Origin of the sequence: Aeribacillus sp. FSL M8-0235 (assembly GCF_038000355.1) — a bacterium.
Taxonomy (GTDB): Bacteria; Bacillota; Bacilli; order Bacillales; family Aeribacillaceae; genus Aeribacillus; species Aeribacillus composti.
The window spans coordinates 981,089-1,007,665 of sequence record NZ_JBBOBW010000001.1; the positions used below are offsets into that span (position 1 = coordinate 981,089).

Here is a 26,577-nt window from a genome sequence, read left to right on the forward strand (position 1 = left end):
TCTACAGTCTACTTGACAGGGGACAGTTCAAAGCTGTAGCCGAAAGTAAGTAATTTTTTTATATGATTGGACCGCCAAGTTCTTCAATTTCCTTCGGAACGTTCGAGAATTTTTTGAAGTTCTCTTTGAATGCTTTTGCTAATTCATACGCTTTTTGTTCATAAGCGTTTTTATCACTCCATGTTTTAATAGGCTGTAAAACTTCATCAGGCACTCCTGGAACATGAGCAGGAATCGCCAGCCCGAAAATAGGGTCTTTTACAGTTTCCACCTCATCGAGTTCGCCTTCCAATGCTGCCTGAACCATGGCTCTTGTATAAGCAAGTTTAATTCGTTTTCCTACTCCGTATTCTCCACCGGTCCACCCTGTATTGACTAAAAATACTTTCACATCATGTTCTTCGATTTTTCTTCCGAGCATTTCAGAGTATCTTGTAGCTGGAAGCGGAAGAAATGGTGCGCCAAAGCATGTGGAGAACGTTGTTTTAGGGGAAGTAATACCCCTTTCCGTTCCAGCAAGCTTGCTCGTATAACCGCTTAAGAAATGATACATAGCCTGTTCTTTCGTTAATTTGCTTATTGGCGGTAGAACACCGAACGCATCAGCTGTTAAAAAAATAATTGTGTTAGGGTGACCCGCAATGCTCGGTTTAGCAATATTGTCAATCGCTTCAATTGGATAAGCCGCACGGGTGTTTTCTGTTAATAAGGAGTTGTCATAATCAGGAATTCGTGTCGATTCATCAACCACAACGTTTTCCAAAACGGAACCGAATCGAATCGCGTTATAAATTTGAGGTTCTTTTTCTTCAGACAAACCGATGCATTTTGCATAACAGCCGCCTTCAATATTAAAAATACCAGATGAAGACCAGCCGTGTTCATCATCACCAATTAATCGGCGTTTTGGATCGGCGGAAAGTGTTGTTTTGCCTGTTCCCGATAAACCGAAAAAGAGCGCGACATCGCCTTCTTGACCGACATTGGCGGAGCAGTGCATTGAAAATATATCTCTTTCTGGAAGCAGGAAGTTCATGACGGAAAAGATAGACTTTTTCATCTCGCCTGCATATTCAGTTCCGCCGATCAGGATTATTCTCTTTTCAAAAGAAATAATGATAAATGCTTCTGAGTTCGTTCCATCCACAGCTGGATCTGCTTTAAAGGAAGGAGCGGAAACAATCGTAAACGGATTTTTATGCTCCTTTAAATCGTCTTGGCTTTTCGGACGGATAAACAGTTGGCGAGCAAATAAATTTTGCCACGCCAATTCATTGACCACTTGAATTGGAAGACGATATTTTTTGTCAGCTCCGGCAAATCCGTTAAAAACATAAATTTCATCTCTATTTTTTAAATATTGTATGACTTTTAAGTACAGTTTTTCAAAAACTTCTGATGAAATTGGCTTGTTGACGGGTCCCCAATCAATTAAATGCTTGACAGAATCTTCTTCAACGATGAATTTATCTTCTGGTGACCGGCCGGTATATTTGCCTGTTGTAACCGAAACTGCACCTGTATTTGTTAAAAAACCTTCTTTCCTAGCTAAAACTTTTTCTACAAGTCGTGCGACTGGTAAATTATGATATGCATTTGGTCCGCTGATCAACGAAGCTAATTCATTTGATACATCTACAATATTCATATACATACCATCCTTTTTTTGCATATTTGAAATGGTTTTATAGAAATAGTATAACACATTCGAAAAAATAATCCATCCTATTTATCGATTTTTGAAAATAATGTTTTTACTATATATTTTGCCTTCATTTTTGGGCATCATACGAATCATGATTGATCAGCTGATCCTGAAATAATGGATATCAGATGATTTGGAAAATTACAGAGAAGCTTTATTTATTGTTGACAAGTACTTTTTTGCTCCTGTATGATATACATTTGAACGGATACTCTTATCCCGAGTTGGCGGAGGGACAGGCCCTATGAAGCCCAGCAACCGGCTCGTTGAAAGAAGACAGTAGAATATGGCTTTCAAAATCCCGGTATTCTATGGACATACAACATGATGCGAAAGAATTCCATATTCATAGACGAGCAATGGTGCTAACCTGATGCAAGGTTATATCCTTGAACGATAAGAGTGAAAGGCAATGATGTTTATAACAACCTTTCCTCTGGCAGGGAAGGTTTTTTCTATGTATAAGAGAAATCTCGTTTAGCCAAGTTTTTCTTATCGTACGCAATTTTGATATGTTTACAACAGTGGTGAGGGAATGAGTTCCGTGTCAATGTCAAGGAGTGTAGCACTCCATAAACATCATTTTAAGTTTGAGGAGGAAGCAGTAAATGACAAAAAAGCGCCGTCTGTTTACATCTGAATCCGTAACGGAAGGGCATCCGGACAAAATTTGCGACCAAATTTCAGATGCGATTTTAGATGCCATTTTAGAAAAAGATCCGAACGCACGTGTAGCTTGCGAAACATCTGTCACCACCGGACTTGTATTAGTCAGTGGAGAAATTACGACAAGCACGTATGTGGATATACCAAAAATTGTGCGAGAAACGGTCAAAGAGATCGGCTATACGAGAGCTAAATACGGTTTTGATGCTGAAACTTGTGCTGTTTTAACATCAATTGATGAGCAATCACCCGATATTGCTGCAGGGGTGGATAAAGCTTTAGAAGCGCGAGAAGGACAAATGACTGATGAAGAAATTGAAGCGATTGGCGCTGGAGATCAAGGGTTAATGTTCGGTTTTGCATGCAATGAAACGAAGGAATTAATGCCTCTCCCGATTTCCATTGCCCATAAGCTTTCACGCCGGCTTACAGAAGTTAGAAAAAGCGAAGAAATTCCTTATTTGCGTCCGGACGGAAAGACGCAAGTTACGGTAGAATATGATGAAAATGAACAGCCGGTTAGAATTGACACAATTGTCATATCGACTCAACACCATCCGGAGGCAACTTTAGAACAAATTAAGCAGGATATTAAAGAAAAAGTAATTGATCCGGTTGTTCCAAAAGAACTGATCGATGAAGAAACAAAATATTTCATCAACCCTACCGGACGTTTCGTTATTGGCGGACCACAAGGAGATGCAGGATTAACGGGACGAAAAATCATTGTCGATACTTACGGAGGCTATGCGCGCCATGGCGGAGGAGCTTTCTCAGGAAAAGATCCGACGAAGGTAGACCGATCTGCAGCTTATGCGGCTCGTTATGTAGCGAAAAATATTGTCGCAGCCGGACTTGCAGACAAATGCGAGGTTCAGCTGGCCTATGCAATTGGTGTAGCGAAACCTGTCTCTATTTCTGTTGATACGTTCGGTACTGGCAAAGTAAGCGAAGATGTTTTAGTTGAATTAATTCGCAATAACTTTGATTTGCGCCCAGCTGGCATTATAAAAATGCTTGACTTGCGCCGCCCGATTTACAAACAGACAGCTGCTTACGGTCATTTCGGACGCAACGATCTAGATTTGCCATGGGAACGCACAGATAAAGCGGAAGCTTTGCGCGAACAGGCTCATCAATATTTGTAAAATAAAAAAGGTGTCCAATGCGATGCATGCATTAGACACCTTTTTGCTTTTATGGTCCGAATGCGACAAAACAGATGGTGCCTGCTGAAGCTCCTAGAACTATTCCCGCCAGCACATCTGAAGGGTAGTGTAGGCCAAGAAAAATTCTTGATAGTGCCACACTGAATGCGAGAGGAAGCAAAATCCATGTTAAGGCTGGAAAAAAGAGCAAAAATGGTGTTGCCACTGAAAATACAGCTGTCGTATGTCCAGAAGGAAATGAATGGTCAGTTAACGGATTTTCTAACACTTTTGTTTCAAATAATGTAAGATAAGGCCGTCTGCGTGGATAAATTCTTTTCACAATGAAAACCGGAATATGACTGAAAAAAAGAGCAGCTGAACTTGCCAAGGCAACAGTTTTTACAGGTTCATTAAAAAATAACATCAGCATTAAACATGTTGCAATTGAAAAAACAGCCCCTCCTAAATGAGTAATATACCGAAAATAAACATTCAGTCCTTTTCGTTCAAAATGCGAATTAATCAGTTTGAACAACTTGCACTCAAATTGGTAAAGCTGATTCAGCAGTCTGCCCATGTTAAAGTTCCTCTTTTCAAAAAGCAAAAATTCTTAAAAAAATTTTCTCTCATATTTATGTAAACTTCAACAAATCTAATAAAAATTTTACAAAATTTTAAAAATACATGAAGCTGCCCGGTAAAGAATGACATTTGAAAGAGAAAGTTTTAAAATGTTTTTATAAGCAATTTATATGTTGTTCATACGAGCAATATTTTTATAATATTGAGCTTTTTCGATATACTCGCGACGGATGCGTTCCATATCTTGAAGATCTTCTTCTGTTAATTCTCTAATCACTTTGGCGGGTCTTCCGAATGCTAAAGTTTTCTCAGGTATCTTTTTGCCTGGCGGGACAAGACTGCCTGCACCGATAAAAGCGCCTTTTCCGATTTCTGCTCCATCCAGAATAATCGAACCCATTCCAATTAGAGCTCCTTTCCGCACAATCGCACTATGGAGCAGAACTTGATGGCCGACGGTTACATCATCTTCAATAATTAACGGTTTATTTGGGCTCTGGTGCAGACAGCATTGGTCTTGAATATTGACCCGATTTCCAATAATAGTTGGGGCGACGTCACCGCGGATAACCGTCTGAAACCAAATGCTTGATTCATCTCCTATTTGAACATCGCCGGTGATTGTGACAAAATCAGCTATATAAGCCGAATCGCTAATTATAGGTTTTTTGTCTTTATATGGATAAATAACCATGGGAACCATCCTTTTCTTTTTTTCATATTATAACAAATTTTCCGTCATGTTCGGAAAGGAGTTAATTTATGTGGAAATGGGTAAGTTCTAGTCCTAAAGCTGCGATTGTCATCATTCATGGAGCTTTAGAACATCATGGACGTTACAAATGGCTGATAAAAAAGTGGCAAACAAACGGGTACCATGTTGTCATGGGGGATTTGCCAGGACAAGGAAATTCATCCTCCAGACGGGGACATGTCCAATCGTTTGATGAATATATTGATGAAGTTGACCGTTGGATCAGGGAGGCTCAATCTTTCCAATTGCCGCTTTTTTTGCTGGGGCATAGCATGGGCGGTTTAATAGCCATACGTACGCTGCAGAGAAATAAAATTCCGTTAAACGGGGTCATTTTATCTTCGCCATGTTTAGGAATTTTGCAAAAACCGAGTAAAGCGCTCGATCTTTTGGCAAAAGGATTAAATATTTTCGCGCCTAGGGTACGCTTTGATTCCGGTTTGACAGTTGAGATGGCAACGAGAAATAAGGAAATTCAAGACATAAACAGAAACGACTCCCTTTACGTAAGAAAAGTTTCTGTGCGCTGGTACAGAGAGCTTCTTCATGCCATTGAACTAGCATTTCAGCAGCTTCCGCAGTTTCCAGATGTCCCTCTTTTCGTCATGCAGGGAGGAGAAGACAAAATTGTTGATAAATCAGCAGTTCAAAAATGGTATAGTCAGTTGAATCTCACGGAAAAGAGCTATAAAGAATGGGAAGGACTATATCACGAAATTTTTAATGAACCGGAAAGAGAACTTGTTTTTCAAGATGCGTTGAGATTTACAGAAAGCCATTTAACATAAACACTGGAATTTTACAATGAAGAGGTGAGTTGATCTTTGAGTATACCTGAACACCCTATCAGCCTTATGTCAAGAGTTTATAGGGAAATTCTTCCGACCGTCCATTATTACTTAGATGGGTGGAAAAAAAAGGCTGAGGAAATACCGAATCCTGAATTGAGAAAGCAGGCGCTTGCAAGCATAAATACGAAAGCATTTCATTGCGAAGGAGGAAGCATTTTAGCGCTTTTGTCGAACTCTCATATAGAGGAATGCATAGAGTTTATCGTTGCTTATCAAACGATTAGCGATTACTTGGATAATTTATGCGACAGAAGCACTTCTTTTGATCCGGAAGATTTCCGCATGCTGCACCAATCAATGAAGGATGCACTGTCGATTCATGCAGAATTAAAAAATTACTACCAATTTCGTGAGGACCAAGATGACGGCGGATATTTAAAAGAGCTTGTCATGACATGCCAAAGAATGCTGAGCCAATTGGAGAACTATCCGGTTATAGCTGGCTATTTGATGGAGCTTTGCGAATATTATTGTGAACTGCAAGTACATAAGCATGTAATAGAAGAGGAAAGAGTGCCAAGGCTAGTACAGTGGTTCGAACAATATAAATCTTCCCTCCCGGATATGCGGTGGTATGAATTTTCTGCCTGCGCTGGATCGACATTGGGCATTTTTTGTTTAGTCGCCTATGCATTTCAGCCCAGCTTTAACGAAGCGATTGCCAAAAAAATTAAAGACGGTTACTTTCCATATGTGCAAGGGCTTCACATTTTATTGGATTACTTTATTGATCAAGAGGAGGATCAATTGGAGGGCGATTTAAATTTTTGCAGTTTTTATGAAAGCACATCAGAAATGATGGAACGATTAGCTCATTTTGTACATGAAGCGGACAAAAATTTAAAAGGTATTCCGAACGAAAATTTTCATAAATTAATTAACCGCGGATTGCTCGGCATTTATTTATCTGATGACAAAGTATTAGTACATAAAGATTTAGGAAAGCTGGCTAAAAAATTAATAAAAAAAGGAGGAACAACCTCCGTTTTCTTTTATGTGAATGCTAGGGCATATCGAACGTTCCGAAAATGGAATTTGATTAAATCTTCTTGATGGATAAAGCTAGCCGGGATATTATTCCCGGCTATTTTGCTTGTGCGCCCGGCATGGGTGTAATCTATAGGGTGAAAGTCCCGAGCTGCGAAGGCAGAAGTAGCAGTTAGCTTAACGCAAGGGTGTCCGTGGTGACGCGGAATCTGAAGGAAGCGAGCGGCAAACTTCCGGTCTGAGGAACACGAACTTCATATGAGGCTAGGTATCACTGGGTGAGTTTGCAAGACAAAACAAAGCCCTTTCTGCCGAAGGTGATACAGAGTAAATGAAGCAGATGGATGGAAGGAAAGATTACACTCTTACCCGGGGAGGTCTGGCTGGCACGCCAAGTAACCTTGGTAACCTATCTAGTGATAGATAGCTGAACAGTCAGAAGTCAGCAGAGGTCATAGTATTAGTTGGTCTAGAACAACTAAGAAGGACCGAACAATTAAGAGAGAATAGCCCTTGGCATTCAGTGAGTCATGATGAACACAGAAAACGTAGTACCTCACTTGAGGGAGGAAGCGGTGAATCCCGTGGGAGATCTCTTGGAGGGTGGAGTGACCACTGGCATAAAGAGAACAGCTATTCACGGAAGTTATAAAGACTTGCGTCAATTATCTTAATTGAACCGCCGTATACGGAACCGTACGTACGGTGGTGTGAGAGGACGGGAGTTAATCGCTCCCTCCTACTCGATTTTCGATTGCTACAATAAACGGAGGGGAATTTTTTTGGTTTAAAAAACGATATTCAAGTACATGAGCAGTATGTTGATCGATTTGTTCGGCAAATTTAAGAAGCTCATCTCTCTCACGTTTTCCTTCCGGATGGCCGTGATAAACGACCAGCACGATCATTCCACCGGGTCTTAATATGGATAAAAGCTGCTTTACTGCTTCAATAGTTGATTCTGGTTTTGTCACAATGTTTTTTTGGCCACCGGGCAAATAACCGAGATTAAACATCGCACCGGCGATATGATTGTGATGTTTTTTCGGAATCGTATTGAAAATGTCATCATGGCTGGAATGAAACAAAGTAACACGGTCGATTAAACCGGATTCCTTCAATCGTTTTTTTGTCTCTTCAAGCGCTTGTTTTTGAATATCATATCCAAACACATGACCTTGTTCGCCAACGAGTTGAGCTAAAAAGACGGTATCATGTCCGTTCCCGACTGTTGCATCAATAACGATATCGCCGTTTTGGACAGCGGAAGCCATCAATTTTTTTGCAAATGGAAGAATGCGAATGAGGTTCATTTTGACATCACTCGATCTTTTGTATAATACTTCCCTTGGTAGCTGTTTCGTTTTTCGAGTTCGGCATCAATGGCATTCAGCACTTCCCATTTGTTAACGCTCCACATCGGCCCTATCATTAAATCGATCGGACCGTCGCCTGTAATGCGATGAACGATCATTTCGGGAGGCAGTACCTCTAGCTGATCGCAAACTAATTGTACATATTCATCAAAGGATAAAAAGCGCACCATCCCTTTTTCATATTGCTTAACCATCGGTGTACCTTTTAACAAATGGAGCAGATGAATTTTAATTCCTTGAACATCCAGCTTAGCAACTTCTTTTGCAGTTTCCATCATCATATCGTACGTTTCAAGCGGAAGACCGTTTATGATGTGTGTGCAAACTCGGATTCCGTGCTTTCTGAGCTTGTTAACTCCTTCCACATAACATTCATAATCGTGCGCACGGTTAATTAAATCAGCGGTCCGCTGGTGAACGGTTTGCAATCCTAATTCAACCCAAAGATATGTCCTCTCATTTAATTCCGCCAAATAATCAACAACATCGTCAGGCAAACAGTCAGGCCTTGTAGCAATGGACAAACCGACAACTCCTTCGAGACCTAATACCGTTTCATATTTCTCACGAAGAACTTCCACGGGTGCATGAGTGTTTGTAAATGCCTGAAAGTAAGCAATATACTTTCCGTTTTTCCATTTCTCATGCATTTTGCTTCTAATGTCGTGAAATTGCGTAACAAGATCATCAGCTCTGTTTCCGGCAAAATCGCCCGACCCTGCGGCACTGCAAAACGTACACCCGCCATGTGCTACCGTACCGTCGCGGTTTGGACAGTCAAATCCTCCGTCTAAAGCAACTTTAAACACTTTATCTCCAAATGTATTTCGTAAATGGTAATTCCATGTATGATACCGTTTGTTGTCATTCGTATACGGAAATGGATTGTGGTTCGCCAATTCCTACTCCTCCTGTTTCGATATACTATCAAGACATTTTACCATGATTGCCAAACCAATCTCAAATAAGAATTTACCAGCTTTTTTCATGATGGAGCTTGCAGAAATAGCGAAAAATACAGTTGATGAAGAAATTCTTCATCAAGGAGGGGATTTGTTTGGCTACTAGACAATCCGTGGAAGAGTGCATTCAACATTGCCAGCAAGCATTGGAATATGCAAATGAGCAATATATTGAAGGACTGAAACAGGAGCATTACAATGATGAAGAATATACAAATGCACAGCAAAAGCTTCAAGATGCGCTTGCAGAAGTGGAAAAACTCAGTTTAAGCGCAAATGACCAGCAGCGGGAGCAGCTTCACCGCATGCGCCTTCAACTGCAGCATCTTCAAAATGAGATGATTTTGCTCGATCATTAAAATTCCAGGGCAAAGCCTGATTGTAGGCTTGCCCTTTAATTGCAGTTATTATTTTTCATTTATTCTTTAGCCGATTTGATCTTATATATAAATTTGCATAAGGAAAGAATGGTTTTTGGAATAAAAACGAAAATATAGAATAAAAATATCTTTCAACAGATTGCGCTATTACCGATATAAAAGCTCGGCTCAATGCGAATGAACGATTACATTTTAAAACAAAATCGGGATCAGTTTGTTGAAATCAGCCAAACTTCTAGCAAAAGCTGCTATACGACTATGTACATCATAATTTCCCTAAGATCAAGAGCCCCCGAACGAGTGAAATCATTCAGCGTTTTTTATATGCGGAATCAGAAAATGTTGATTGCATCTTTTCTGTATTATGTGTACTATATAATGTAGTACACATAATACAAAAGAGTCCTTTTTGTAAGAAAGAAGGGTATTTGATGTTTGAAATTGACCCGAGAAGTGCCACTCCGATATATGAGCAGATCATAAAAAAAATGAAAGAACTATGTATCAAAGGTGTGTTAAAGCCTGGCGATAAACTGCCCTCTGTAAGAGAGATGTCTTCCATGATTATCGCTAATCCTAACACGGTTTCAAAGGCTTATAAAGAGCTGGAAAGAGAAGGCTTGATTGAAACGCTGAGAGGACGGGGGACATTTGTATCGAAAATGGTGCAGAAAAAGCTGGATGAAGAGAAAATTGAAATAATTAAAGAGGAGCTGCGGCAAATTATGATCGATGCATTTTATGCAGGAATCAGCTTTGAACAAATATACCAATGGATGAAAGACATGAATAACGAATTTGCCAATGCTTTTCATAAATAAAGTTTAGCAAAGAAAAAGTATTTGAATCTCTGCAGCGAGTTTCAGCTTGTTTGGCTAAAACGGTTCAGAAAAGATAAAGGAAAAACTTTGTTCGGAGGGCATATCTTATTCTTCTCGGTGTTATTCATGCAGCTTTGGCTGCCCATTAGCTAGCTAAAAAATCCCCGGAAAAACGGCATAAATTCAATTAAACCAATGCGTATCGGTAAGATTCTTGTATGAACCATGCGAGTAAACGGGCAGAATTATTTTTTGTTGGACATTAAAAAATCCCAATCCATATATTTGTCATTTTAGCTATTGCAACCAACAAAAAAACGAAAATTTCCAGTGAAATGTAAATGTAATAAAATAATAAAGGATTCTTAATTTTTTTCTCCTAAAATTATAAAAGGAAATATACATTTAAAGTGAAACTATTTTGATTTTAGTTCGTTCTAATTGTTGAGCTGCTTTAAGTTGAGGTGAATAAAATGTTAAAAGACCCAAAGATATTAATATTAACGGCAAATTACGGAAACGGTCATATCCAAGTTGCTAAAACATTGGAGCAGTCTTTGCATAAGATGGGAATCAACAACGTAAAAGTTTCTGATTTAATTAGCGAGTCTCATCCAATTATGGCAGAAATTACAAGATATTTATATTTGAAAAGTTTTTCCATCGGTAAGCAATTTTATCGGTTATTTTATTATAGTGTGGACAAAATGTCTAACAAACGCATTATGAATTTGTATTTGAAGCTTGGACACCGCAAGTTGAATCAGCTAGTAAGGGAGATAAATCCTGACATCATCATTAATACATTTCCTATTTCCGTTGTTCCTGAATATCGCACGCGGACAGGCGTGTTCATCCCGACATTTAATGTGCTGACCGATTTTTGTCTTCACCGAGTATGGGTTCATAAAAACATTGATAAATATTATGTTTCGTGCGACGATGTGAAGGAAAAACTGACAATGCTCAACATCCATCCAGCGCTTGTCAAAGTAACCGGAATTCCTATTCGGCCGCAGTTTGAAGAAAAAATGGAAACGATCGATTTATATAAAAAATACAATTTGGATCCGAACAAGAAAACTTTGTTAATTGCTACAGGCGCTCATGGAGTTTTAAAAAATGTAAAAGATTTGTGTGAATCATTTTTTACACGAGACGACATGCAAATAGTCGTTGTATGCGGAAATAACCAATCGCTGAAAGATGAGCTTGAACCGCTTCAGTATATTCACCCGGATCGAATAAAAGTTTTTGGCTATGTCGAAAGAATCGATGAGCTCTTTCGCATTTGTTCCTGCATGATAACAAAGCCTGGAGGGATTACTCTCAGCGAGGCGGCCGCATTAAAAGTTCCGCTTATTCTCTATAAACCTGTTCCGGGGCAGGAAAGGGAGAATGCCGATTTGTTTGCAGCAAAAGGGGCGGCGGTTGTCATCAATAAGCTTGAAAAAGTTCAAGAGACGGTCAATGATTTATTTAACCACCCTGAAAAAATGGAAAAAATGAAAATGAGCATTGCTGAATTATATAGACCAAACGCTGCTGACACGATCTTGCAGGACATTTTAAATGAAGCAGAAATGCTGCTTGATTCAAGCTTGAAAGGGTCTGTCAATTATTAATTATTAGACTGAAATCCAAATTTTTCGACATTGACTTGCATGAACTCATAAAATTCATTAAAATAACAATATGATAAGTGGATGAAAAAGCAAGAACGGTGAAAAGGATCAGTAGTGGATAAAGGCGTCTAGAGAGTTGACGGAAGGTGAAAGTCAATCGTTGTTTATTCACGAACTCCCCTTTGAGTTGCGGGTGTGAAATGTATTCCGGTACAGACTAATGCCCGACGTGTTTCCACGTTACGGAACAGAGTGAGTGCATTTGCGCTAATTTGGGTGGTACCGCGGGAAATTGTCTCTCGTCCCTTCGTCGTGGGGATGGGAGTTTTTTTATTATTTGACGCTTATACATATATATAGCAAAGGAGGATTTTTACATGTCTTACAACCATCGTGAGATTGAGAAAAAATGGCAAGATTATTGGCTAAAAAACAAAACATTTAAAACAGAGGATGATTCCGATAAACCGAAGTTTTATGCATTGGATATGTTTCCGTATCCTTCGGGAGCTGGTCTTCATGTAGGCCATCCTGAAGGTTATACGGCAACCGACATTTTGGCGCGAATGAAACGGATGCAAGGATACAATGTTCTCCATCCAATGGGATGGGATGCATTTGGACTTCCGGCTGAGCAATATGCTTTAGATACCGGCAACGATCCTGCGGAATTTACGAAAAAAAATATTGATAATTTTCGCAGACAAATTCAATCACTAGGATTTTCCTATGATTGGGATCGGGAAGTAAATACAACTGATCCGGAATATTACAAATGGACGCAATGGATCTTCTTAAAACTTTATGAAAAAGGACTTGCTTACATTGATGAAGTGCCCGTCAACTGGTGCCCGGCACTCGGAACTGTTCTTGCAAATGAAGAGGTCATCGACGGAAAAAGCGAACGGGGAGGACATCCTGTTGAACGCCGTCCGATGAAACAATGGGTGTTAAAAATCACCGAATATGCTGACAGGCTGCTGGAAGATTTAGAAGAGCTTGATTGGCCGGAAAGCATAAAGGAAATGCAGCGAAATTGGATCGGCCGGTCGGAAGGTGCGGAAGTTCATTTTACAGTCGATGGAACTGATAAAACCTTTACTGTTTTTACTACTCGTCCTGATACGCTTTTCGGTGCTACGTATACAGTGCTTGCGCCTGAACATCCGCTTGTGAAAGAAATTACAACCGAGGAACAAAAAGAAGCGGTGGAAGCCTATTTAGATCAAATTAAAAGTAAAAGCGATCTCGAAAGAACGGACTTGGCGAAGGAAAAAACAGGCGTGTTTACCGGAGCCTATGCTGTAAATCCTGCCAATGGAGAAAGATTGCCGATTTGGATTGCCGATTATGTTTTAATGAGCTATGGTACAGGTGCGATCATGGCCGTGCCTGCCCACGATGAACGGGACTATGAATTTGCGAAAAAATTTGACCTGCCGATTAAAGAGGTTGTCGCTGGAGGAAACATCGAACAAGAAGCTTATACAGGAGACGGCGAGCATGTAAATTCCGACTTTTTGAACGGATTGAATAAAGAAGAAGCAATTGAAGCGATGATCAAATGGCTGGAGGAAAACAAAAAAGGACAAAGAAAAGTGACATACCGTCTCCGAGACTGGTTGTTCAGCCGTCAACGTTATTGGGGTGAACCGATTCCGATCATCCATTGGGAAGACGGCACGATCACAGCTGTTCCTGAAGAGGAGCTGCCGTTAGTGCTTCCGGAAACAGATGAAATTAGACCTTCGGGAACCGGTGAGTCACCTTTAGCGAATATTGAGGATTGGGTGAATGTCGTTGACCCGAAAACAGGCAAAAAAGGGCGGCGCGAAACAAACACAATGCCTCAATGGGCGGGAAGCTGCTGGTACTATTTGCGCTATATTGACCCGCACAATTCAGAACAATTAGCTGATCCTGAAAAATTGAAAAAATGGCTGCCTGTGGACATTTATATCGGCGGGGCTGAGCATGCTGTTTTACACTTGCTGTATGCCCGTTTCTGGCATAAATTTTTATACGATATCGGAGTAGTTCCGACGAAAGAACCGTTCCAAAAATTGTTTAACCAAGGAATGATCCTCGGCGAAAACAATGAAAAGATGAGCAAATCAAAAGGAAATGTCGTCAATCCTGATGAAATTGTTGAAAGCCACGGAGCGGATACTCTCCGTTTATATGAAATGTTCATGGGTCCGCTTGATGCATCCATTGCATGGTCAACAAAAGGACTCGACGGTGCAAGAAGATTTTTAGATCGTGTATGGCGGCTGTTTGTAATGGAAAATGGCGAGTTGAATCCGAAAATCGTCGATGAACCGTCTCAAGAGCTTGAACGCATTTATCACCAAACAGTGAAAAAGGTAACGGAGGATTATGAAAATCTGCATTTTAACACAGCTATTTCGCAACTGATGGTATTTATTAATGAAGCTTATAAAGCGACAATTCTTCCGAAAGAATATATGGAAGGCTTTGTAAAGCTTTTATCGCCGGTTGCTCCGCATATTTGCGAAGAGCTTTGGGAAAAACTCGGCCATTCTGAAACGATTGCTTATGAATCGTGGCCGGCATGGGATGAATCAAAGCTTGTCGAAGATGAAGTGGAAATTGTCATTCAAATCAACGGAAAAGTGCGGGCAAAGCTGCTTGTACCAAACGATGCTTCTAAAGAGGAAATGGAAAAAATCGCGATGGATGATGAAAAAATAAAAGAACAGCTTGAAGGCAAAACCGTTCGTAAAGTGATTGCTGTTCCTGGCAAGCTTGTCAACATCGTAGCCAATTAAGCTTGAATATCAATGAAAGGATGGCCATTTATGGTAAAAGAAATCACACCAAATGATCTCAAAACGAAGCTTGAAAACGGCGAAAAATTAGACATTATTGATGTCCGCGAGGAAGAAGAAGTAGAAGAAGGCATGATTCCACAAGCAAAACATATTCCGATGGGAGAAATCCCGGACCGCATTGAAGAATTTGATAAAGAAAAGGAATATATTTTCGTCTGCCGCTCAGGAAGAAGAAGTGAAAATGTTTGTTTATATTTACAGGATCTTGGTTTTAATGTCATCAATATGGTTGGCGGAATGCTCGAATGGACAGGGGAAACTAAACCGAAGAGCGAGATAAAAAAATAAGTGGAAAAACCGCGCTTATGTAGGCGCGGTTTTTTCCTTATAAAGGAAGATTAGCGTGGCAAAACAGTAAACCATACCGCATGTAATACCCTCAAAATCCCCATAAAAACTGCCGACATGAGCAAATCTTTTCCCTTTATTAAAAGTGTCATATTTGTACAAGCATAAAAGTATATTGGAAGCAACGAGATAAATAAAGGGAGTGTGAAGAAATTGAGCTATAAAGTCGCCATTTTTGACGAAGAGCATGAAAAAGATTTAGAAGAGGAAGTGAACGCTTTTTTAACTGCGCTTCCAAGTCAAAAATATATCGACATAAAATATCATGTAGCGGTAACATGCGATCAAAAAGGTGAACAAATTTACTGTTTTTCAGCGATGATTATTTACAAAGAATAAGAAGACTTTCACATTAATAATGAAAAGTCTATTATATTTAGTAAGAATGTAAACAGAATTAAACGTGAAGCGTTGGTTGATTGTAATTTTAGAGAATCTTCGTCAATGCATCAATGTTCGCATGCGCTCCAAGTAGTTGCTATGCCCAGTGGATCTTGAAAGCTTATAAGCACTGATCCAGATAGGAAACACTTTATAAATTGTACCTGATGTGAGAAAGTCGAATAAAACTGAAATGATCGCCGTCGTTTTGCAGGATGGAAGACGGACTAACTCATGAAAAAGCTTTTTAAAGCAAGCTTTAGACCCGTTTGAAAATCCTTGTTTATGGGGAATCTAGGTCTTTTTTTATTGGAAAAAAGATTTCAATGCCGTTCCGAAGCGACCGCATGAAAAAAGGATGACCAATTTTTTTAAGTTATCCTAGAACCTTTTGAAAGGAAAAAACGCTTCGTATCAACCAGAAATTGTAAGCGCAAGGACAAAAAAGGGTGATCATATGTACTACAGTGCGATGTTGAATATAAAAGGAAAAAAGACAGTCGTTGTCGGCGGAGGGAAGGTAGCGGAAAGAAAAATAAAAGCTTTGCTCGATGCATGTGCTGATATAACGGTTGTCAGTCCCGATCTATCAGATCATCTTCTTCGAATGCATCAAGAAAAAAAAATATCGTGGAAACAAAAAACGTTTGAAAAAGACGATGTAAACGGTGCGTTTCTAGTCATTGCGGCAACGAATGAAAGGGAAGTTAATGAGCAGGTCTACCAGTCATGTGAAGCACATCAGCTGATCAATGTAGTGGATGCACCTGAAAAAAGCAATATCATTATGCCGGCAACATTTAAAAGGGGCGATTTAATCATCAGTGTATCAACGAGCGGGAAAGTTCCGGGGCTCGCCAGAAAATTAAAAAATAATTTGGCAGAGCAGTTTGATGAACATTTTGCTGACTATGTTGAATTTTTAAAGGAAGGTCGAAAACGTGTTTTAGAAGAAATCAACGACCCAGAGCAAAAAAGGATTGTTTTACATCAATTATTAGACAAGAGCTTTTTAGAAGCTTCAAATGAAGAACGGCATAAGCAGCTGGAAATGCTTTTGAATGCGAACAGGTCTAGCGAATAGCTAAACCGGATCGCACATGGCCGTTCAACGGGATAGCGATTTGTGCAAAAAAAGAAGCGCCCCCAAAAGTCAGCTGCCCAGTTCATAAAAAACGTTCTTTCTGCAAAATTGGGCTTGTCACCTCACATTTTACTAGATAGGACGTTTTTTTGTGTGTCTTTTAAAAAAAAGAGTAAGTTATCCTGACTTTTTAGACAGACCCATCAATTTATGCGCTTTGAATGAAAAAGGTAAGGTTTAAATATGCAATTTGATACTATGCCATCCAAAACATTCCATTTAATACCATGACATTAAATGCGGATTAATTAGGTTCTTTAGTTATAACTGTTATTGTCACTAAAACTAAGATGGAAATTATAAATAAACCAATTGTAATAAAGGTATCTTTGAATAAAAAACTAATGAATGCAGTCCATAATAATATTCCTATTGATAGAACTAACATTGGTTTAAAATTTTTAATCTTAACTAAATAATACAAAAGGAAAAATATCGGATATGTGTATCCAAGGAAAATTAGGGCATTTATTCTATCAGTCTGTATAGATAAATCAAAAGATGTGATTAACATAAAAATCGGAATACTAAACACTGCTAATAATACGGATTTGTTACTATTCATTAGAATTATCCTCTTTTCATATTAAAATATACCATTATTATACTATTTTGAGACAAAAAATGTTAAATATGTATTTTTTTTATATTATACTATTGTATTTAAAAATATAAGAGGAGGAAGATGAAATGAAGTTCAAAGTAATCTCTGTACTGGCATTTACTTTTTTACTTCTCGGAACTGTATTACCTCACTTTGCCTCTGCTTCTACTTCTACTCAAAATCAGAGTTAACATGAACAGAACTCTCATCAACGTTTTTAAAATAACGCTTTTTCTCTTTACGAATGACAGATTGTATCCATCTAACCCCAACATGCGCAGATAACATTTTAAATCGTGAATTTACAGTAAGTAAACCGAATGAAAAATGGATAACGAATGTGATAGAACTAAAATATGGTTCTTCAAAGAAAGCTTATTTAAGTGTTATTTTAGACCTTTGATGGTTCTATTGTTAGCTATGTATTTAGCAATCTAATAATAATAAGCTAGTGTTTTACACGTTAGTCAAAGAAATTCCTTCTATTTGTGGTAAACATTATTTACTATATAGTGATCGAGGATTTCAATTTACTTCACATGGATTTAAAGGAAGGATTGATCAAGTAGGGTTAACACATAATATGTCTCGTGTTGGACGATGTATAGAATAATGGTCCAATGGCATCCTTTTGGGGAACAGTAAATGTGAAAAATATTATTTACATAAGTACGATACATTTGAAGAGCTAAAGAAGGCGATTGACGAATACATCCAATTTTACAATTACCATCTTTATCAAGAAAAATTAAACGGTCTCAGTCCTTTGGAATATAGAGCCAAGACCGCTTAGATCAACTTTTATTATTTCCACTAACTACTTGATAGGAGGCAGTTCAACTTATCGGTTCGCCCTTTTCTACGTAACGGCTTGCGTACAAGCCTGCCAGCCGTCCTGTTACGAGCGCAGCCGTGATGTTGTAGCCGCCCGTGTAGCCGTGAATATCCAATATTTCGCCGCAAAAATAAAGCCCGTTCATTAGTTTAGAGGCCATCGTCTTTGGATCGATTTCCTTTATAGAAACGCCTCCGCCGGTCACAAACGCTTTTTCGATTGGGAGCGTGCCGTTTGCTTCGAAGCGGAAATCTTTCACTAAGCGGACAAATTGGCGCAGCTTATCTTTTGAAAGCTGGGAATATGTCATCGAATGATCGATTTCGGATTCCTCCAGCAAAAATAGCAAATATCGTTCAGGCAAGAGACCTTTTAATACATTTTTAACAGCCTTTTTCGGTTCGCCTTTCAATTTAAGCAAAATATGCTGAAAAAGATTTTCTTCATTTTCAGTAGGAAAAGCGTCAATTGACAACGTCACCGTTTTTTCTTTTTTCAATTGTTTTACAACAAATTGGCTGCATCTTAGTGCAGCTGGACCTGATACGCCAAAATGGGTAAAAATAAAGTCCATTTTGTGCGTAATAATTGGTCTGTCCTTTTGATTCAACACACTTAAAGCCGCATCTCTTAACGACAGGCCTTGCAATTGTTTTGTTCGGATAAACGGTTCATTCGAAGTAATCGGCACTTCAGTTGGAAATAATTCCGTCACAGTATGACCGGCTTTTTTTGCCCACACGTATCCGTCTCCAGTACTTCCGGTATGAGGGACAGATTTTCCTCCTACAGCTACGATAACAGCTTTGGCAGGAATAAAGGTTTTATTTTTTAACCAGATTCCTTTTACTTTGCTTTCACTGTATTCGATGTTTTCAACCGGATGATTTGTTTTAATTGTAACGTTCAGCCTTTTCAGTTCGGAAAGTAGCGCATTGACTACGTCTTGAGCTCTGTTTGATACTGGAAACATCCGGCCATGGTCTTCCTCTTTTAAACGAATTCCAAGGTTTTCGAAAAAGCGTATAATGTCTTCATTATTAAATTGCGAAAAAGCGCCATACAAAAATCGTCCGTTGCCGGGAATATTTTTGATAATTTCTTCAATTGACCGGCGATTTGTCACATTGCACCGTCCGCCACCGGAGATCGCCAGCTTTCTTCCTAATTTTTCTCCTTTATCGACTAACAGCACGTTCGCTCCGTTTTCAGCGGCGGCGATGGCGGCCATCAATCCAGATGGTCCCCCTCCAATTACTGCTACATCATAATTCATATTCTCACAACCTTTAAGAAGTTGATGTTGCTTGTCCAATTTATTCGTACTTTTAGATTGATCCTAGTTTCGTCTACATCCTAGTCTTATATCATTATAAAAAGATGAATTTTTGAATTCAATGAGTGATGACTATATCTTAGTTCCTAGTGAATGTGGTAAAATGTTATAGTTGAAAATTTTTGTTAGAAACAATGGTGAGCAAAAGATGTCGGATAAATTATTAAGAGGGACGTTTATTTTAACATTAGGTACATATATTTCAAGGATTTTAGGAATGATTTATGTCATTCCGTTTTTCGCGTTGGTTGGAGAAACGGGAAGTGCTTTGTATCAATATGGATATGTTCCGTATACGATTTTTTTAAGCATTGCGACAATGGGATTTCCTATGGCCATTTCAAAATTTGTCGCAAAATATAATTCCATTGGTGATTACGAGACAAGCCGCAGAATGTTTCGATCTGGGATGCTGTTTATGCTTCTTGGAGGAATTTTCACTTGTTTTATTTTATTTGTGACTGCGCCTTTCTTTGCGGAACACCAGCTTGGCCAACAGGAGCTGCAAGGTGTGACAGTTGAGGATGTCACATATGTTATACGAATGGTCAGCCTTGCGCTTATAGTTGTTCCGATCATGAGTTTAATACGAGGTTTTTTTCAAGGGCATCAGTCAATGGGCCCGACGTCCGTTTCCCAAGTAATAGAACAGCTAGTGCGCATCATTTTTTTGCTTGTTTCCAGCTATATCATTTTAAAAGTATTACATGGCGATATCATTACAGCGGTGGGTTATGCGACATTTGCCGCCTTTGTTGGCGCCATCGGCGGGCTGTTCGTCCTTTTTTTGTATTGGATGAAAAGAAAAAATTCCTTATTGGCGATGCAGGAGAACAAAATTGAACCTTCCGGCATTTCCACGAAGCAAATGTTTCTCGAGGTGTTCAGGTATGCCGGTCCGTTTGTATTTGTCGGACTAGCTATTCCTTTATATCAATTTGTCGATTCTTTTACGTTTAATAAAGCTATGATTCAGGCGGGAGAAGGCGAAAGAGCGCAAGAATTATATGCCATGGTCAATTTTTTAGTGAATAAAATTGTCATGATTCCTGTTTCTTTAGCAACCGCTTTTGGCTTAACGCTCGTGCCGGCCATTACAAATGCGTTCACGAATCAAAACTTTCCGTTTGTTAGAAGACAAATTGACCAAGCGTTTCAAACATTAATGTTTCTCGTTCTCCCTGCATCCATTGGGATCATTATTCTTTCCGAACCAATCTACATGTTTTTTTATAATGACAATGAAACAGGTGCGAGCATTTTAGCTGCCTATGCACCGATCGCTTTGCTTTTTTCTTATTTCACTGTTTCAGCCGCCATTTTGCAGGGGATTAATAAACAAAAATTGGCTGTCATCAGCCTTGCATTCGGTCTTCTGCTAAAAATTTGTTTAAACAGCTGGCTTATCACGCAGTTTGGTGCATACGGTTCGATTATGGCAACTGCGATCGGGTTTCTTGGCTCGCTCATATACGGATTAATGATGATTCGCCGTCATACAGGCTACTCGTATAAAAGATTTTGGAAAAGAACAATATTTACGGGAATTTTGGTCATCTGTATGTCAATTGTCGTTGTAGCGTTTTCCTCTCTCTTCACTGTCTTTTTTGATTACCATGCAAGTAAAACAAATGCCGCCATCATGGTTGGAATTGCTGCATTATTAGGAGCAGGCTCGTATTTTTGGCTGGCTAAGCAATCAGGATTCCTAAAAGTTATTTTTGGAACTAGATTTTTAAGTAAGAGGAAGGAAAGGGGGTAGATAATATGCGTATTGATAAACTATTAGCACATGCTGGCTACGGCAGCAGAAAAGAAGTAAAAAAGCTGCTAAAGGAACGGGCCGTTCATGTTAATGGAGAAGTGGTGACGGATCCGAAAACAAATGTCGACCCGAATAAACAAGAAATCATCATTCACGGTGAACAGGTGTTGTACAAAGAACATGTTTATTTCATGATGAACAAGCCAGCTGGTTTTTTATCTGCTACAGAAGACAACGTCCAAAAGACTGTGGTCGATTTGCTTGATCCGGAAGATCTTCGCTATAATCCCTTTCCTGTCGGCAGGCTTGACAAAGATACCGAAGGGCTATTGCTGTTAACATCGGACGGACAGCTTGCCCATCAATTAACATCGCCCAAGAAAAATGTTCCTAAAAAATATTTTGCGGAAGTTATTGGTCTAGTGGCAGAGGAAGATGTCGAGCGGTTCAAAGCAGGTGTAAAACTTGATGACGGTTATGTTACAAAGCCTGCCTTGCTTGAAATTATTAAGGCAGACGACATTTCTGAAGTTTTTGTCACCATAACGGAGGGGAAATATCATCAAATTAAGCGGATGTTTTCTGCTGTCGGAAAAAAAGTGAAATATTTAAAACGAATCCAAATGGGAACGCTTGAACTAGATCAAACATTGCAAACAGGGGAATATCGAGAACTGACAAAAGAAGAATTAGAACAACTGCGATCGATTCAAGGGCAGCCGGGCGATTCAGCCGATTTTCCTTTGTAGTTTGAAAAACGTTCAAATTGAACTTCCGTTTTTTAAAAAGGCGGACAAACTGGCGCCGAAAAAGGTGGAAATTGCTTGCAACAGCAGACAAAAAGGGGCTGAGACCAAAAGTTATGTAACTTTTGGATCAGCCCCATATATGTATGTGAACGAATAACCAAATTTTCTTTTTTTAGTAGCTAGGATGACATCTTGACCTTCTTGTTAGTTGTTGCCCATTTTCCTCTTGCAGGACTGTGCACTAAATCGTTATATGCTAACACGTTTAAATCCCTCTGAATCGTTCTGGGGGTAATACCAAATTCATCGACAAGCTCTTGAGTTGTTACTGTACCCCTTTCATGAATGAACATGTAGACGGATTTGATTCGGGTTAGCATACGGTTTGTTGAAGGTTTCAAAAAACCACTCCCTATCATTTAATGCATCGAAATCACAAACCTACATACTCTTCAATGTCCATGCATTAGATGTCAAACTCCTAAAGTGGTACAATTCCATTATACACAATTTACATGTAAACTTTCCAGTGTGTTCATAAAATTCACATAATATTTACAATACTTACCTCTCATAGGCCGATTTAACAGCTTGAACTGACCCCAGTCGAATAGACAAATAGTGAAGTGATGATTCCTTCAATCGGTAAAAAAGGTTCCATTGGTGATTAGATTTTCAAAAATTCACAAATTATCTTTGTCTAAGCAATACAGATGCAAATAAAAAACGTTGTATGAGCAAAGGCAAATTTTTGCTGTCAAAATTGATGATCATAAAAAAGATGAAAGGAACTTATCTGACAAATGTTGGAAATCTTATGCATAAAAATACTTCAATGATGATATATTTCTTTTTACTACTTAGATAACATTTACAGTAAGAGTACAAATAAAATGTAACATTGTTGTCTAGGAAAAATGTGCGTTTGGCATAGAAGAACGAACACGATAAGCCCTATTAAGATGGTGAAACTTTCTCGAAGAATCTCGATACGTGTTACGATATAAGTATAGATTTTTATTGAGATAGGAGGATATGGATAAAGAGATGAATTGGCAGTATTAATGTTGTGCTATTAGAAAAATATTTACATTATTGGTATTATATGTTATAATTTCAGGTAAAAATAATATAGAATTTTTAAAATTTTAAAAAGAAAGGGGGAAGAAAATGAAAATTATGAAATCGAAAGTGTTACTGCAGTAATAAGTCTTAGTATATTAATCTTAGGAATTGGACCAATAGGAGCATCGGCAGCTACTCATAGTAAGACAACTAAAATAGCAACATCTAAAGTAGTGAAAGATTCAGTCGATGAAGAAGCTAAATTAAAAGTTCTTGCATCAATATTAAGAGCAGGTGGATGGGTACTTGAGAAAGCTCTCGCACCTTTAAGCAAATCAGCAGCTAATAAAATAAAAAAATATCGATTAAAAATAGCCGATGGACTGGAAAAAGCAGAAAAAACAACAGAAAGCGGAATATCTAAAGGTCTTCAAAAAGCTGGTATACCAGAAGATGTTGCAGATGATATTGCTAAAATTATCGTTTCATTTCTATTATAAACTTAAGAAATAAGGAGGGAGCAGAACAGTCAACTGTTCTGCTTTTAATTGTTGACATGAAAAAAGATTTTTTTTTAGTTCCTATATTTATAGTAATTGTTTTAATTATCATTATATGTTTCATAATGGGTTTACAGTATGTAGCGAGTATAATTGTTAGTTTCGAGTTTTTAAGTTTTTATGGACCAATATTTTTATCTTTGAATGTACTTGCTGGATTTATCTTACTTATTCCTTTAAGTATCTTATTGGAAACTATTGTTAATTATACGGGGTTTAATAAAATTGGAGGAATTTTCATCGTTCACATAATCGAGTTATCATTATTTATTTTTTATATGAAAATTACAGTACCACGTATGAATATTGTTAAATTCTATTCTGATACAGAGATAATTTTTTATACAATTATGTATTTTGGTTTTTTGGGAATTGGAACAATTGGGAAAATGATAGAAAGAGAAGATAAGCAATCCCAAAATACAAATAAGTGAAAGGAATTTATAAAATGAAAAATAGTCGATGTTTTTTTATTTTAAAATTTACTATTCTATTTATTTTTCTCTTTAATAACAATATTAATGCGGGTGCTAAAGAAGGAAACATTAATACAATCATTACTCCTTTTTCAATTATTGGGAAAGATGAACGATCTGAAGTAGAAAATTCAGAAAAAAAACCCTACTCATCTATTTCTTTCATATACTCTCTTGACTCAATCTGTACAGGAACGATTATTGACGATGATAAGGTTTTGACCGCAGCCCATTGTGTATATAATCCAGACACAAAACAGTTTTATAGAAATAGTACAATATATCCAGGAGTAAATAAGGATGAATTTCCTTTTGAATCTGCAGATTCTATAGAATATATTGTTCCAGAACCATATATTCATTCAGGGAATTCTAAATTTGATTATGCCATTATCAAATTAGATAAACCCATTGGGCAAAACATAGAAAAGTTGGATATTAAAAATATTAAGTATACCAAAGGAAAGCCTATTAAAGTTATTGGCTATCCAGTTGATAAACTGGAGGAAACTGGTACAGTCTCACAATATGAAATGAATGGAAGGGTATTGAGCGAAGATATCTTTAATCTTTATTATGATATAGATACGACATCAGGTCAATCGGGATCTCCGATTTTAAATAGTAAAAATGAAGTTATAGGAATACATATAGGAAGTTACAGAACGAATGGCTTAAATGGAGGAATTAAGGTAAATAAGGTAATGAAAAATTTTATAAATAAAAATTTAGAAGAAAAATAGGAAGGGAATAAAAAAATTGCAAATAAAGGTACTGTCAAGAATTTTGTGTAACGTTCAATAGAATATCTCAGATTATGCTTTATTCGGTAATAAAGTCATTTATCTCTTCTGATCCCCTTACACACTTACAAATTTATGGACGTTCCTTTTCTTGTTCACCTACACCTCATACCGTTACGATCATGATGATATTTTAACTGTGGCTGCCTAAAAAGTCGTTTGTAAGGATTATTGACAATCCTATCGACGTTTATGACTTAATAGGACTTGAATTTCTAGATAAACCCTTATGATGATTAATGCTCCACAAATTTAATAGTTCGTTCCAACTATATAGAGGTGCAGCCTGCGTCCAATCTTAATACATGGAAAGACACTTTAGAATGGATGACATACATAGAAAAACTCCCCTTAAGGCAAAACAGATTGCTCTACCTTAAGGGGTGCATATCAGCTTAGAGAGGCATCTCCAATTTCAAAAGCCCGATATCCATTTTTTATTTTTAATAGATTTTCCTTTTGGGAAAGCCTCTTAATTAATGACCTCCCAGGAAAAAGAGCTGGATGAAAAATAGTACGGCGAAAATGTACAAAAATGGATGAACCTCTTTCCATTTTCCTTTCATGACTTTCATGAGAGGATAAGAGATAAATCCGAGCGCAATTCCAGTTGCAATACTTGATGTAAGCGGCATGCTTAAAATGACTAAAAAGGCCGGAAATGCTTCATCAATTTCTTTCCAATTAATTTCGGCAATTGAGCCCATCATTAAGCTTCCAACTATAATTAACGCAGGTGCTGTAATCGCTGAAATGCCGGACACAGCTGCAACGATCGGACTGAAAAATGCAGCAACACCAAACAATACGGCAACGGTTAAAGTTGTCAAACCAGTTCTACCGCCAGCAGCTACTCCTGAAGAAGACTCAATGTAAGCACTCGTCGGAGTTGTTCCGAGCATAGCCCCTGCTGTTGCTGCTATTGAGTCAGCTAGAAGGGCTTTACGTGCGTTCGGCATTTCATCCCCTTTCATTAAACCTGCTTGTTTGGCAACGCCGATCATTGTTCCAGTTGTGTCAAAAATGGTCACTAATAAAAAGGAAAAGACGACTGCAAATAAACCATGTTGAATCACATCCCCAATTGCATCAATCGGGTTGGCGATTATAATGCCTTCCGGCAGTTTTGGAATTGAAACAATTCCTTGGTCAAACGATAATTGTCCGGTAAAAAATGCGATGATGCCGGTACAAATCATTCCGATAAAAAGTGCACCATGAACATTCAAGCTCATTAAGATAAGAGTTATAGCAAGGCCGACAAGAGCGAGAACGACGGAAGGAGAATGCAGATCCCCAAGAGTCACTAAATTTTGCGGATGATCGGTGATCAGCCCGGTCAATCTTAGTCCGATAAACGCAATAAATAAACCGATGCCGGCGGTAATTCCATTTTTTAAATTGCTTGGAATGGCTTCGATTATTTGTTTACGAAACGGAGTTAGCGAAAGAATAATAAACAGGATGCCTGCAAGAAATACTGCTGAAAAGGCAATTTCATAATTAACTTTTTCCGCCCCAACAACAGTATAGGCAAAATATGCGTTCATTCCCATACCTGGAGCGATCGCTATCGGATAATTTGCCGAAAGCGCCATCCATAAAGTACCGATGATCGTGGCAACAACTGTCGCTGTAAACACTTGATCAAACGGAACGCCTGCTTCCGATAAGATAATTGGGTTGACAACAACGATATATACCATTGTTAAAAAGGTGGTTAAACCGGCAATAATTTCAGTTTTAACATTTGTTCCGTGTTCTTTTAGTTTAAACATATGATACCTCCAATTAAA

The 26,577-nt window shown here is 38.3% G+C and carries 22 protein-coding genes, 1 pseudogene, 1 riboswitch and 1 other annotated feature; of the genes and pseudogenes, 15 read left to right on the forward strand and 8 right to left on the reverse strand.

From position 1 onward, the window contains the following. Positions 1-58: 58 nt before the first annotated feature. Positions 59-1,648: a phosphoenolpyruvate carboxykinase (ATP) gene (gene pckA / locus NSQ71_RS04945; protein WP_063386648.1), complete on the reverse strand. Its 1,590-nt coding sequence runs from the start codon at positions 1,646-1,648 to the stop codon at positions 59-61. 268 nt (positions 1,649-1,916) lie between these two features. Continuing rightward, positions 1,917-2,108: riboswitch (SAM riboswitch) on the forward strand. 205 nt (positions 2,109-2,313) lie between these two features. Between pckA and metK the strand changes: the two genes are divergently transcribed. Further along, on the forward strand, positions 2,314-3,519 hold the full coding sequence (gene metK / locus NSQ71_RS04950; protein ID WP_063386575.1) for a methionine adenosyltransferase: 1,206 nt from the start codon (positions 2,314-2,316) through the stop codon (positions 3,517-3,519). A 49-nt stretch (positions 3,520-3,568) separates the two neighbouring features. On the opposite strand, the gene NSQ71_RS04955 is transcribed toward metK, so the two are convergent. Together NSQ71_RS04955 and NSQ71_RS04960 are read right to left on the reverse strand one after the other, a co-directional pair. Beyond that, a complete protein-coding gene (locus tag NSQ71_RS04955) occupies positions 3,569-4,099 on the reverse strand; it encodes a phosphatase PAP2 family protein (RefSeq protein ID WP_066249451.1) in 531 nt (176 codons plus the stop codon). Between the two features lie 171 nt (positions 4,100-4,270). After that, positions 4,271-4,798: a gamma carbonic anhydrase gene (locus NSQ71_RS04960; protein ID WP_063386577.1), complete on the reverse strand. Its 528-nt coding sequence runs from the start codon at positions 4,796-4,798 to the stop codon at positions 4,271-4,273. A 68-nt stretch (positions 4,799-4,866) separates the two neighbouring features. Here NSQ71_RS04960 and NSQ71_RS04965 point away from each other — a divergent pair, with 68 nt between their 5' ends. Next, the gene (locus tag NSQ71_RS04965) at positions 4,867-5,646 is read left to right on the forward strand and encodes an alpha/beta hydrolase (protein WP_144596690.1); all 780 of its coding nucleotides are present in this window, start codon (positions 4,867-4,869) and stop codon (positions 5,644-5,646) included. A gap of 36 nt (positions 5,647-5,682) precedes the next feature. Beyond that, the gene (locus NSQ71_RS04970; RefSeq protein ID WP_063386578.1) at positions 5,683-6,762 is read left to right on the forward strand and encodes a tetraprenyl-beta-curcumene synthase family protein; all 1,080 of its coding nucleotides are present in this window, start codon (positions 5,683-5,685) and stop codon (positions 6,760-6,762) included. A 659-nt stretch (positions 6,763-7,421) separates the two neighbouring features. Here NSQ71_RS04970 and NSQ71_RS04975 read toward each other — a convergent pair. Next, positions 7,422-8,009, reverse strand: a complete 588-nt coding sequence (locus NSQ71_RS04975; protein ID WP_094245288.1) for a class I SAM-dependent methyltransferase — start codon at positions 8,007-8,009, stop codon at positions 7,422-7,424. After that, on the reverse strand, positions 8,006-8,971 hold the full coding sequence (locus NSQ71_RS04980; protein WP_063386580.1) for a TIGR01212 family radical SAM protein: 966 nt from the start codon (positions 8,969-8,971) through the stop codon (positions 8,006-8,008). Before NSQ71_RS04980 ends, NSQ71_RS04975 begins: the two co-directional genes overlap by 4 nt. Before the next feature lie 158 nt (positions 8,972-9,129). Between NSQ71_RS04980 and NSQ71_RS04985 the strand changes: the two genes are divergently transcribed. The 8 genes and pseudogenes from NSQ71_RS04985 (at position 9,130) to NSQ71_RS18480 (ending at position 17,985) form a co-directional block, all read left to right on the forward strand. Continuing rightward, positions 9,130-9,393, forward strand: a complete 264-nt coding sequence (locus tag NSQ71_RS04985) for a YtzC family protein (protein WP_063386581.1) — start codon at positions 9,130-9,132, stop codon at positions 9,391-9,393. Between the two features lie 452 nt (positions 9,394-9,845). Continuing rightward, positions 9,846-10,235 carry a GntR family transcriptional regulator gene (locus NSQ71_RS04990; protein WP_311067003.1) on the forward strand — a complete coding sequence of 130 codons (390 nt, stop codon included), beginning with the start codon at positions 9,846-9,848 and terminating at the stop codon, positions 10,233-10,235. A gap of 473 nt (positions 10,236-10,708) precedes the next feature. Further along, complete coding sequence (locus tag NSQ71_RS04995) at positions 10,709-11,860, forward strand: diglucosyl diacylglycerol synthase (protein WP_063386583.1); 1,152 nt, start codon at positions 10,709-10,711, stop codon at positions 11,858-11,860. Between the two features lie 89 nt (positions 11,861-11,949). Further along, positions 11,950-12,170 (forward strand) — a binding site (T-box leader). A 67-nt stretch (positions 12,171-12,237) separates the two neighbouring features. Beyond that, entirely contained in the window at positions 12,238-14,652 is a 2,415-nt protein-coding gene (gene leuS / locus NSQ71_RS05000) for a leucine--tRNA ligase (protein ID WP_094245290.1), read from the forward strand. A gap of 30 nt (positions 14,653-14,682) precedes the next feature. Next, positions 14,683-15,003, forward strand: a complete 321-nt coding sequence (locus tag NSQ71_RS05005) for a rhodanese-like domain-containing protein (RefSeq protein ID WP_066249464.1) — start codon at positions 14,683-14,685, stop codon at positions 15,001-15,003. Positions 15,004-15,216: 213 nt separating this feature from the next. Further along, the gene (locus tag NSQ71_RS05010; RefSeq protein WP_063386586.1) at positions 15,217-15,402 is read left to right on the forward strand and encodes a sporulation protein Cse60; all 186 of its coding nucleotides are present in this window, start codon (positions 15,217-15,219) and stop codon (positions 15,400-15,402) included. A 514-nt stretch (positions 15,403-15,916) separates the two neighbouring features. Continuing rightward, positions 15,917-16,477, forward strand: a pseudogene (locus NSQ71_RS05015) (NAD(P)-binding protein); the annotation flags it as partial. Positions 16,478-17,823: 1,346 nt separating this feature from the next. After that, positions 17,824-17,985 (forward strand): IS3 family transposase, encoded by a 162-nt coding sequence (locus NSQ71_RS18480; RefSeq protein ID WP_165381915.1) that lies wholly within the window; start codon positions 17,824-17,826, stop codon positions 17,983-17,985. Positions 17,986-18,028: 43 nt separating this feature from the next. Here NSQ71_RS18480 and NSQ71_RS05020 read toward each other — a convergent pair whose 3' ends face one another. After that, positions 18,029-19,303, reverse strand: coding sequence for a BaiN/RdsA family NAD(P)/FAD-dependent oxidoreductase (locus tag NSQ71_RS05020; RefSeq protein WP_340733168.1), 1,275 nt, complete (start codon positions 19,301-19,303; stop codon positions 18,029-18,031). A gap of 208 nt (positions 19,304-19,511) precedes the next feature. Here NSQ71_RS05020 and NSQ71_RS05025 point away from each other — a divergent pair, with 208 nt between their 5' ends. Both NSQ71_RS05025 and NSQ71_RS05030 read left to right on the forward strand, forming a co-directional pair. Beyond that, entirely contained in the window at positions 19,512-21,125 is a 1,614-nt protein-coding gene (locus NSQ71_RS05025; RefSeq protein ID WP_066249479.1) for a putative polysaccharide biosynthesis protein, read from the forward strand. A gap of 5 nt (positions 21,126-21,130) precedes the next feature. Further along, positions 21,131-21,877: a pseudouridine synthase gene (locus NSQ71_RS05030; RefSeq protein ID WP_094245293.1), complete on the forward strand. Its 747-nt coding sequence runs from the start codon at positions 21,131-21,133 to the stop codon at positions 21,875-21,877. A gap of 179 nt (positions 21,878-22,056) precedes the next feature. Here NSQ71_RS05030 and NSQ71_RS05035 read toward each other — a convergent pair whose 3' ends face one another. Continuing rightward, positions 22,057-22,278, reverse strand: a complete 222-nt coding sequence (locus NSQ71_RS05035) for a DeoR family transcriptional regulator (RefSeq protein WP_063386591.1) — start codon at positions 22,276-22,278, stop codon at positions 22,057-22,059. Positions 22,279-23,175: 897 nt separating this feature from the next. On the opposite strand from NSQ71_RS05035, the gene NSQ71_RS05040 reads away from it, so the two are divergent. Together NSQ71_RS05040 and NSQ71_RS05045 are read left to right on the forward strand one after the other, a co-directional pair. After that, a complete protein-coding gene (locus NSQ71_RS05040) occupies positions 23,176-23,442 on the forward strand; it encodes a hypothetical protein (protein ID WP_066249485.1) in 267 nt (88 codons plus the stop codon). Positions 23,443-23,950: 508 nt separating this feature from the next. Continuing rightward, the gene (locus tag NSQ71_RS05045; RefSeq protein ID WP_144596680.1) at positions 23,951-24,721 is read left to right on the forward strand and encodes a trypsin-like serine peptidase; all 771 of its coding nucleotides are present in this window, start codon (positions 23,951-23,953) and stop codon (positions 24,719-24,721) included. A gap of 536 nt (positions 24,722-25,257) precedes the next feature. Here NSQ71_RS05045 and NSQ71_RS05050 read toward each other — a convergent pair. Next, a complete protein-coding gene (locus tag NSQ71_RS05050) occupies positions 25,258-26,559 on the reverse strand; it encodes an NCS2 family permease (RefSeq protein ID WP_063386600.1) in 1,302 nt (433 codons plus the stop codon). Between the last annotated feature and the right edge of the window lie 18 nt (positions 26,560-26,577).

Coding starts and splice junctions, on each gene's coding strand:
- NSQ71_RS05050 (WP_063386600.1), bottom strand. CDS start 26,559: ATGTTTAAACTAAAAGAACACGGAACAAATGTTAAAACTGAAATTATT.
- pckA (WP_063386648.1), bottom strand. CDS start 1,648: ATGAATATTGTAGATGTATCAAATGAATTAGCTTCGTTGATCAGCGGA.
- NSQ71_RS04965 (WP_144596690.1), top strand. CDS start 4,867: ATGTGGAAATGGGTAAGTTCTAGTCCTAAAGCTGCGATTGTCATCATT.
- NSQ71_RS05005 (WP_066249464.1), top strand. CDS start 14,683: ATGGTAAAAGAAATCACACCAAATGATCTCAAAACGAAGCTTGAAAAC.
- NSQ71_RS05045 (WP_144596680.1), top strand. CDS start 23,951: ATGAAAAATAGTCGATGTTTTTTTATTTTAAAATTTACTATTCTATTT.
- NSQ71_RS04990 (WP_311067003.1), top strand. CDS start 9,846: ATGTTTGAAATTGACCCGAGAAGTGCCACTCCGATATATGAGCAGATC.
- NSQ71_RS04955 (WP_066249451.1), bottom strand. CDS start 4,099: ATGGGCAGACTGCTGAATCAGCTTTACCAATTTGAGTGCAAGTTGTTC.
- NSQ71_RS04960 (WP_063386577.1), bottom strand. CDS start 4,798: ATGGTTATTTATCCATATAAAGACAAAAAACCTATAATTAGCGATTCG.
- NSQ71_RS05020 (WP_340733168.1), bottom strand. CDS start 19,303: ATGAATTATGATGTAGCAGTAATTGGAGGGGGACCATCTGGATTGATG.
- leuS (WP_094245290.1), top strand. CDS start 12,238: ATGTCTTACAACCATCGTGAGATTGAGAAAAAATGGCAAGATTATTGG.
- NSQ71_RS05030 (WP_094245293.1), top strand. CDS start 21,131: ATGCGTATTGATAAACTATTAGCACATGCTGGCTACGGCAGCAGAAAA.
- NSQ71_RS04975 (WP_094245288.1), bottom strand. CDS start 8,009: ATGAACCTCATTCGCATTCTTCCATTTGCAAAAAAATTGATGGCTTCC.
- NSQ71_RS05025 (WP_066249479.1), top strand. CDS start 19,512: ATGTCGGATAAATTATTAAGAGGGACGTTTATTTTAACATTAGGTACA.
- NSQ71_RS04995 (WP_063386583.1), top strand. CDS start 10,709: ATGTTAAAAGACCCAAAGATATTAATATTAACGGCAAATTACGGAAAC.
- metK (WP_063386575.1), top strand. CDS start 2,314: ATGACAAAAAAGCGCCGTCTGTTTACATCTGAATCCGTAACGGAAGGG.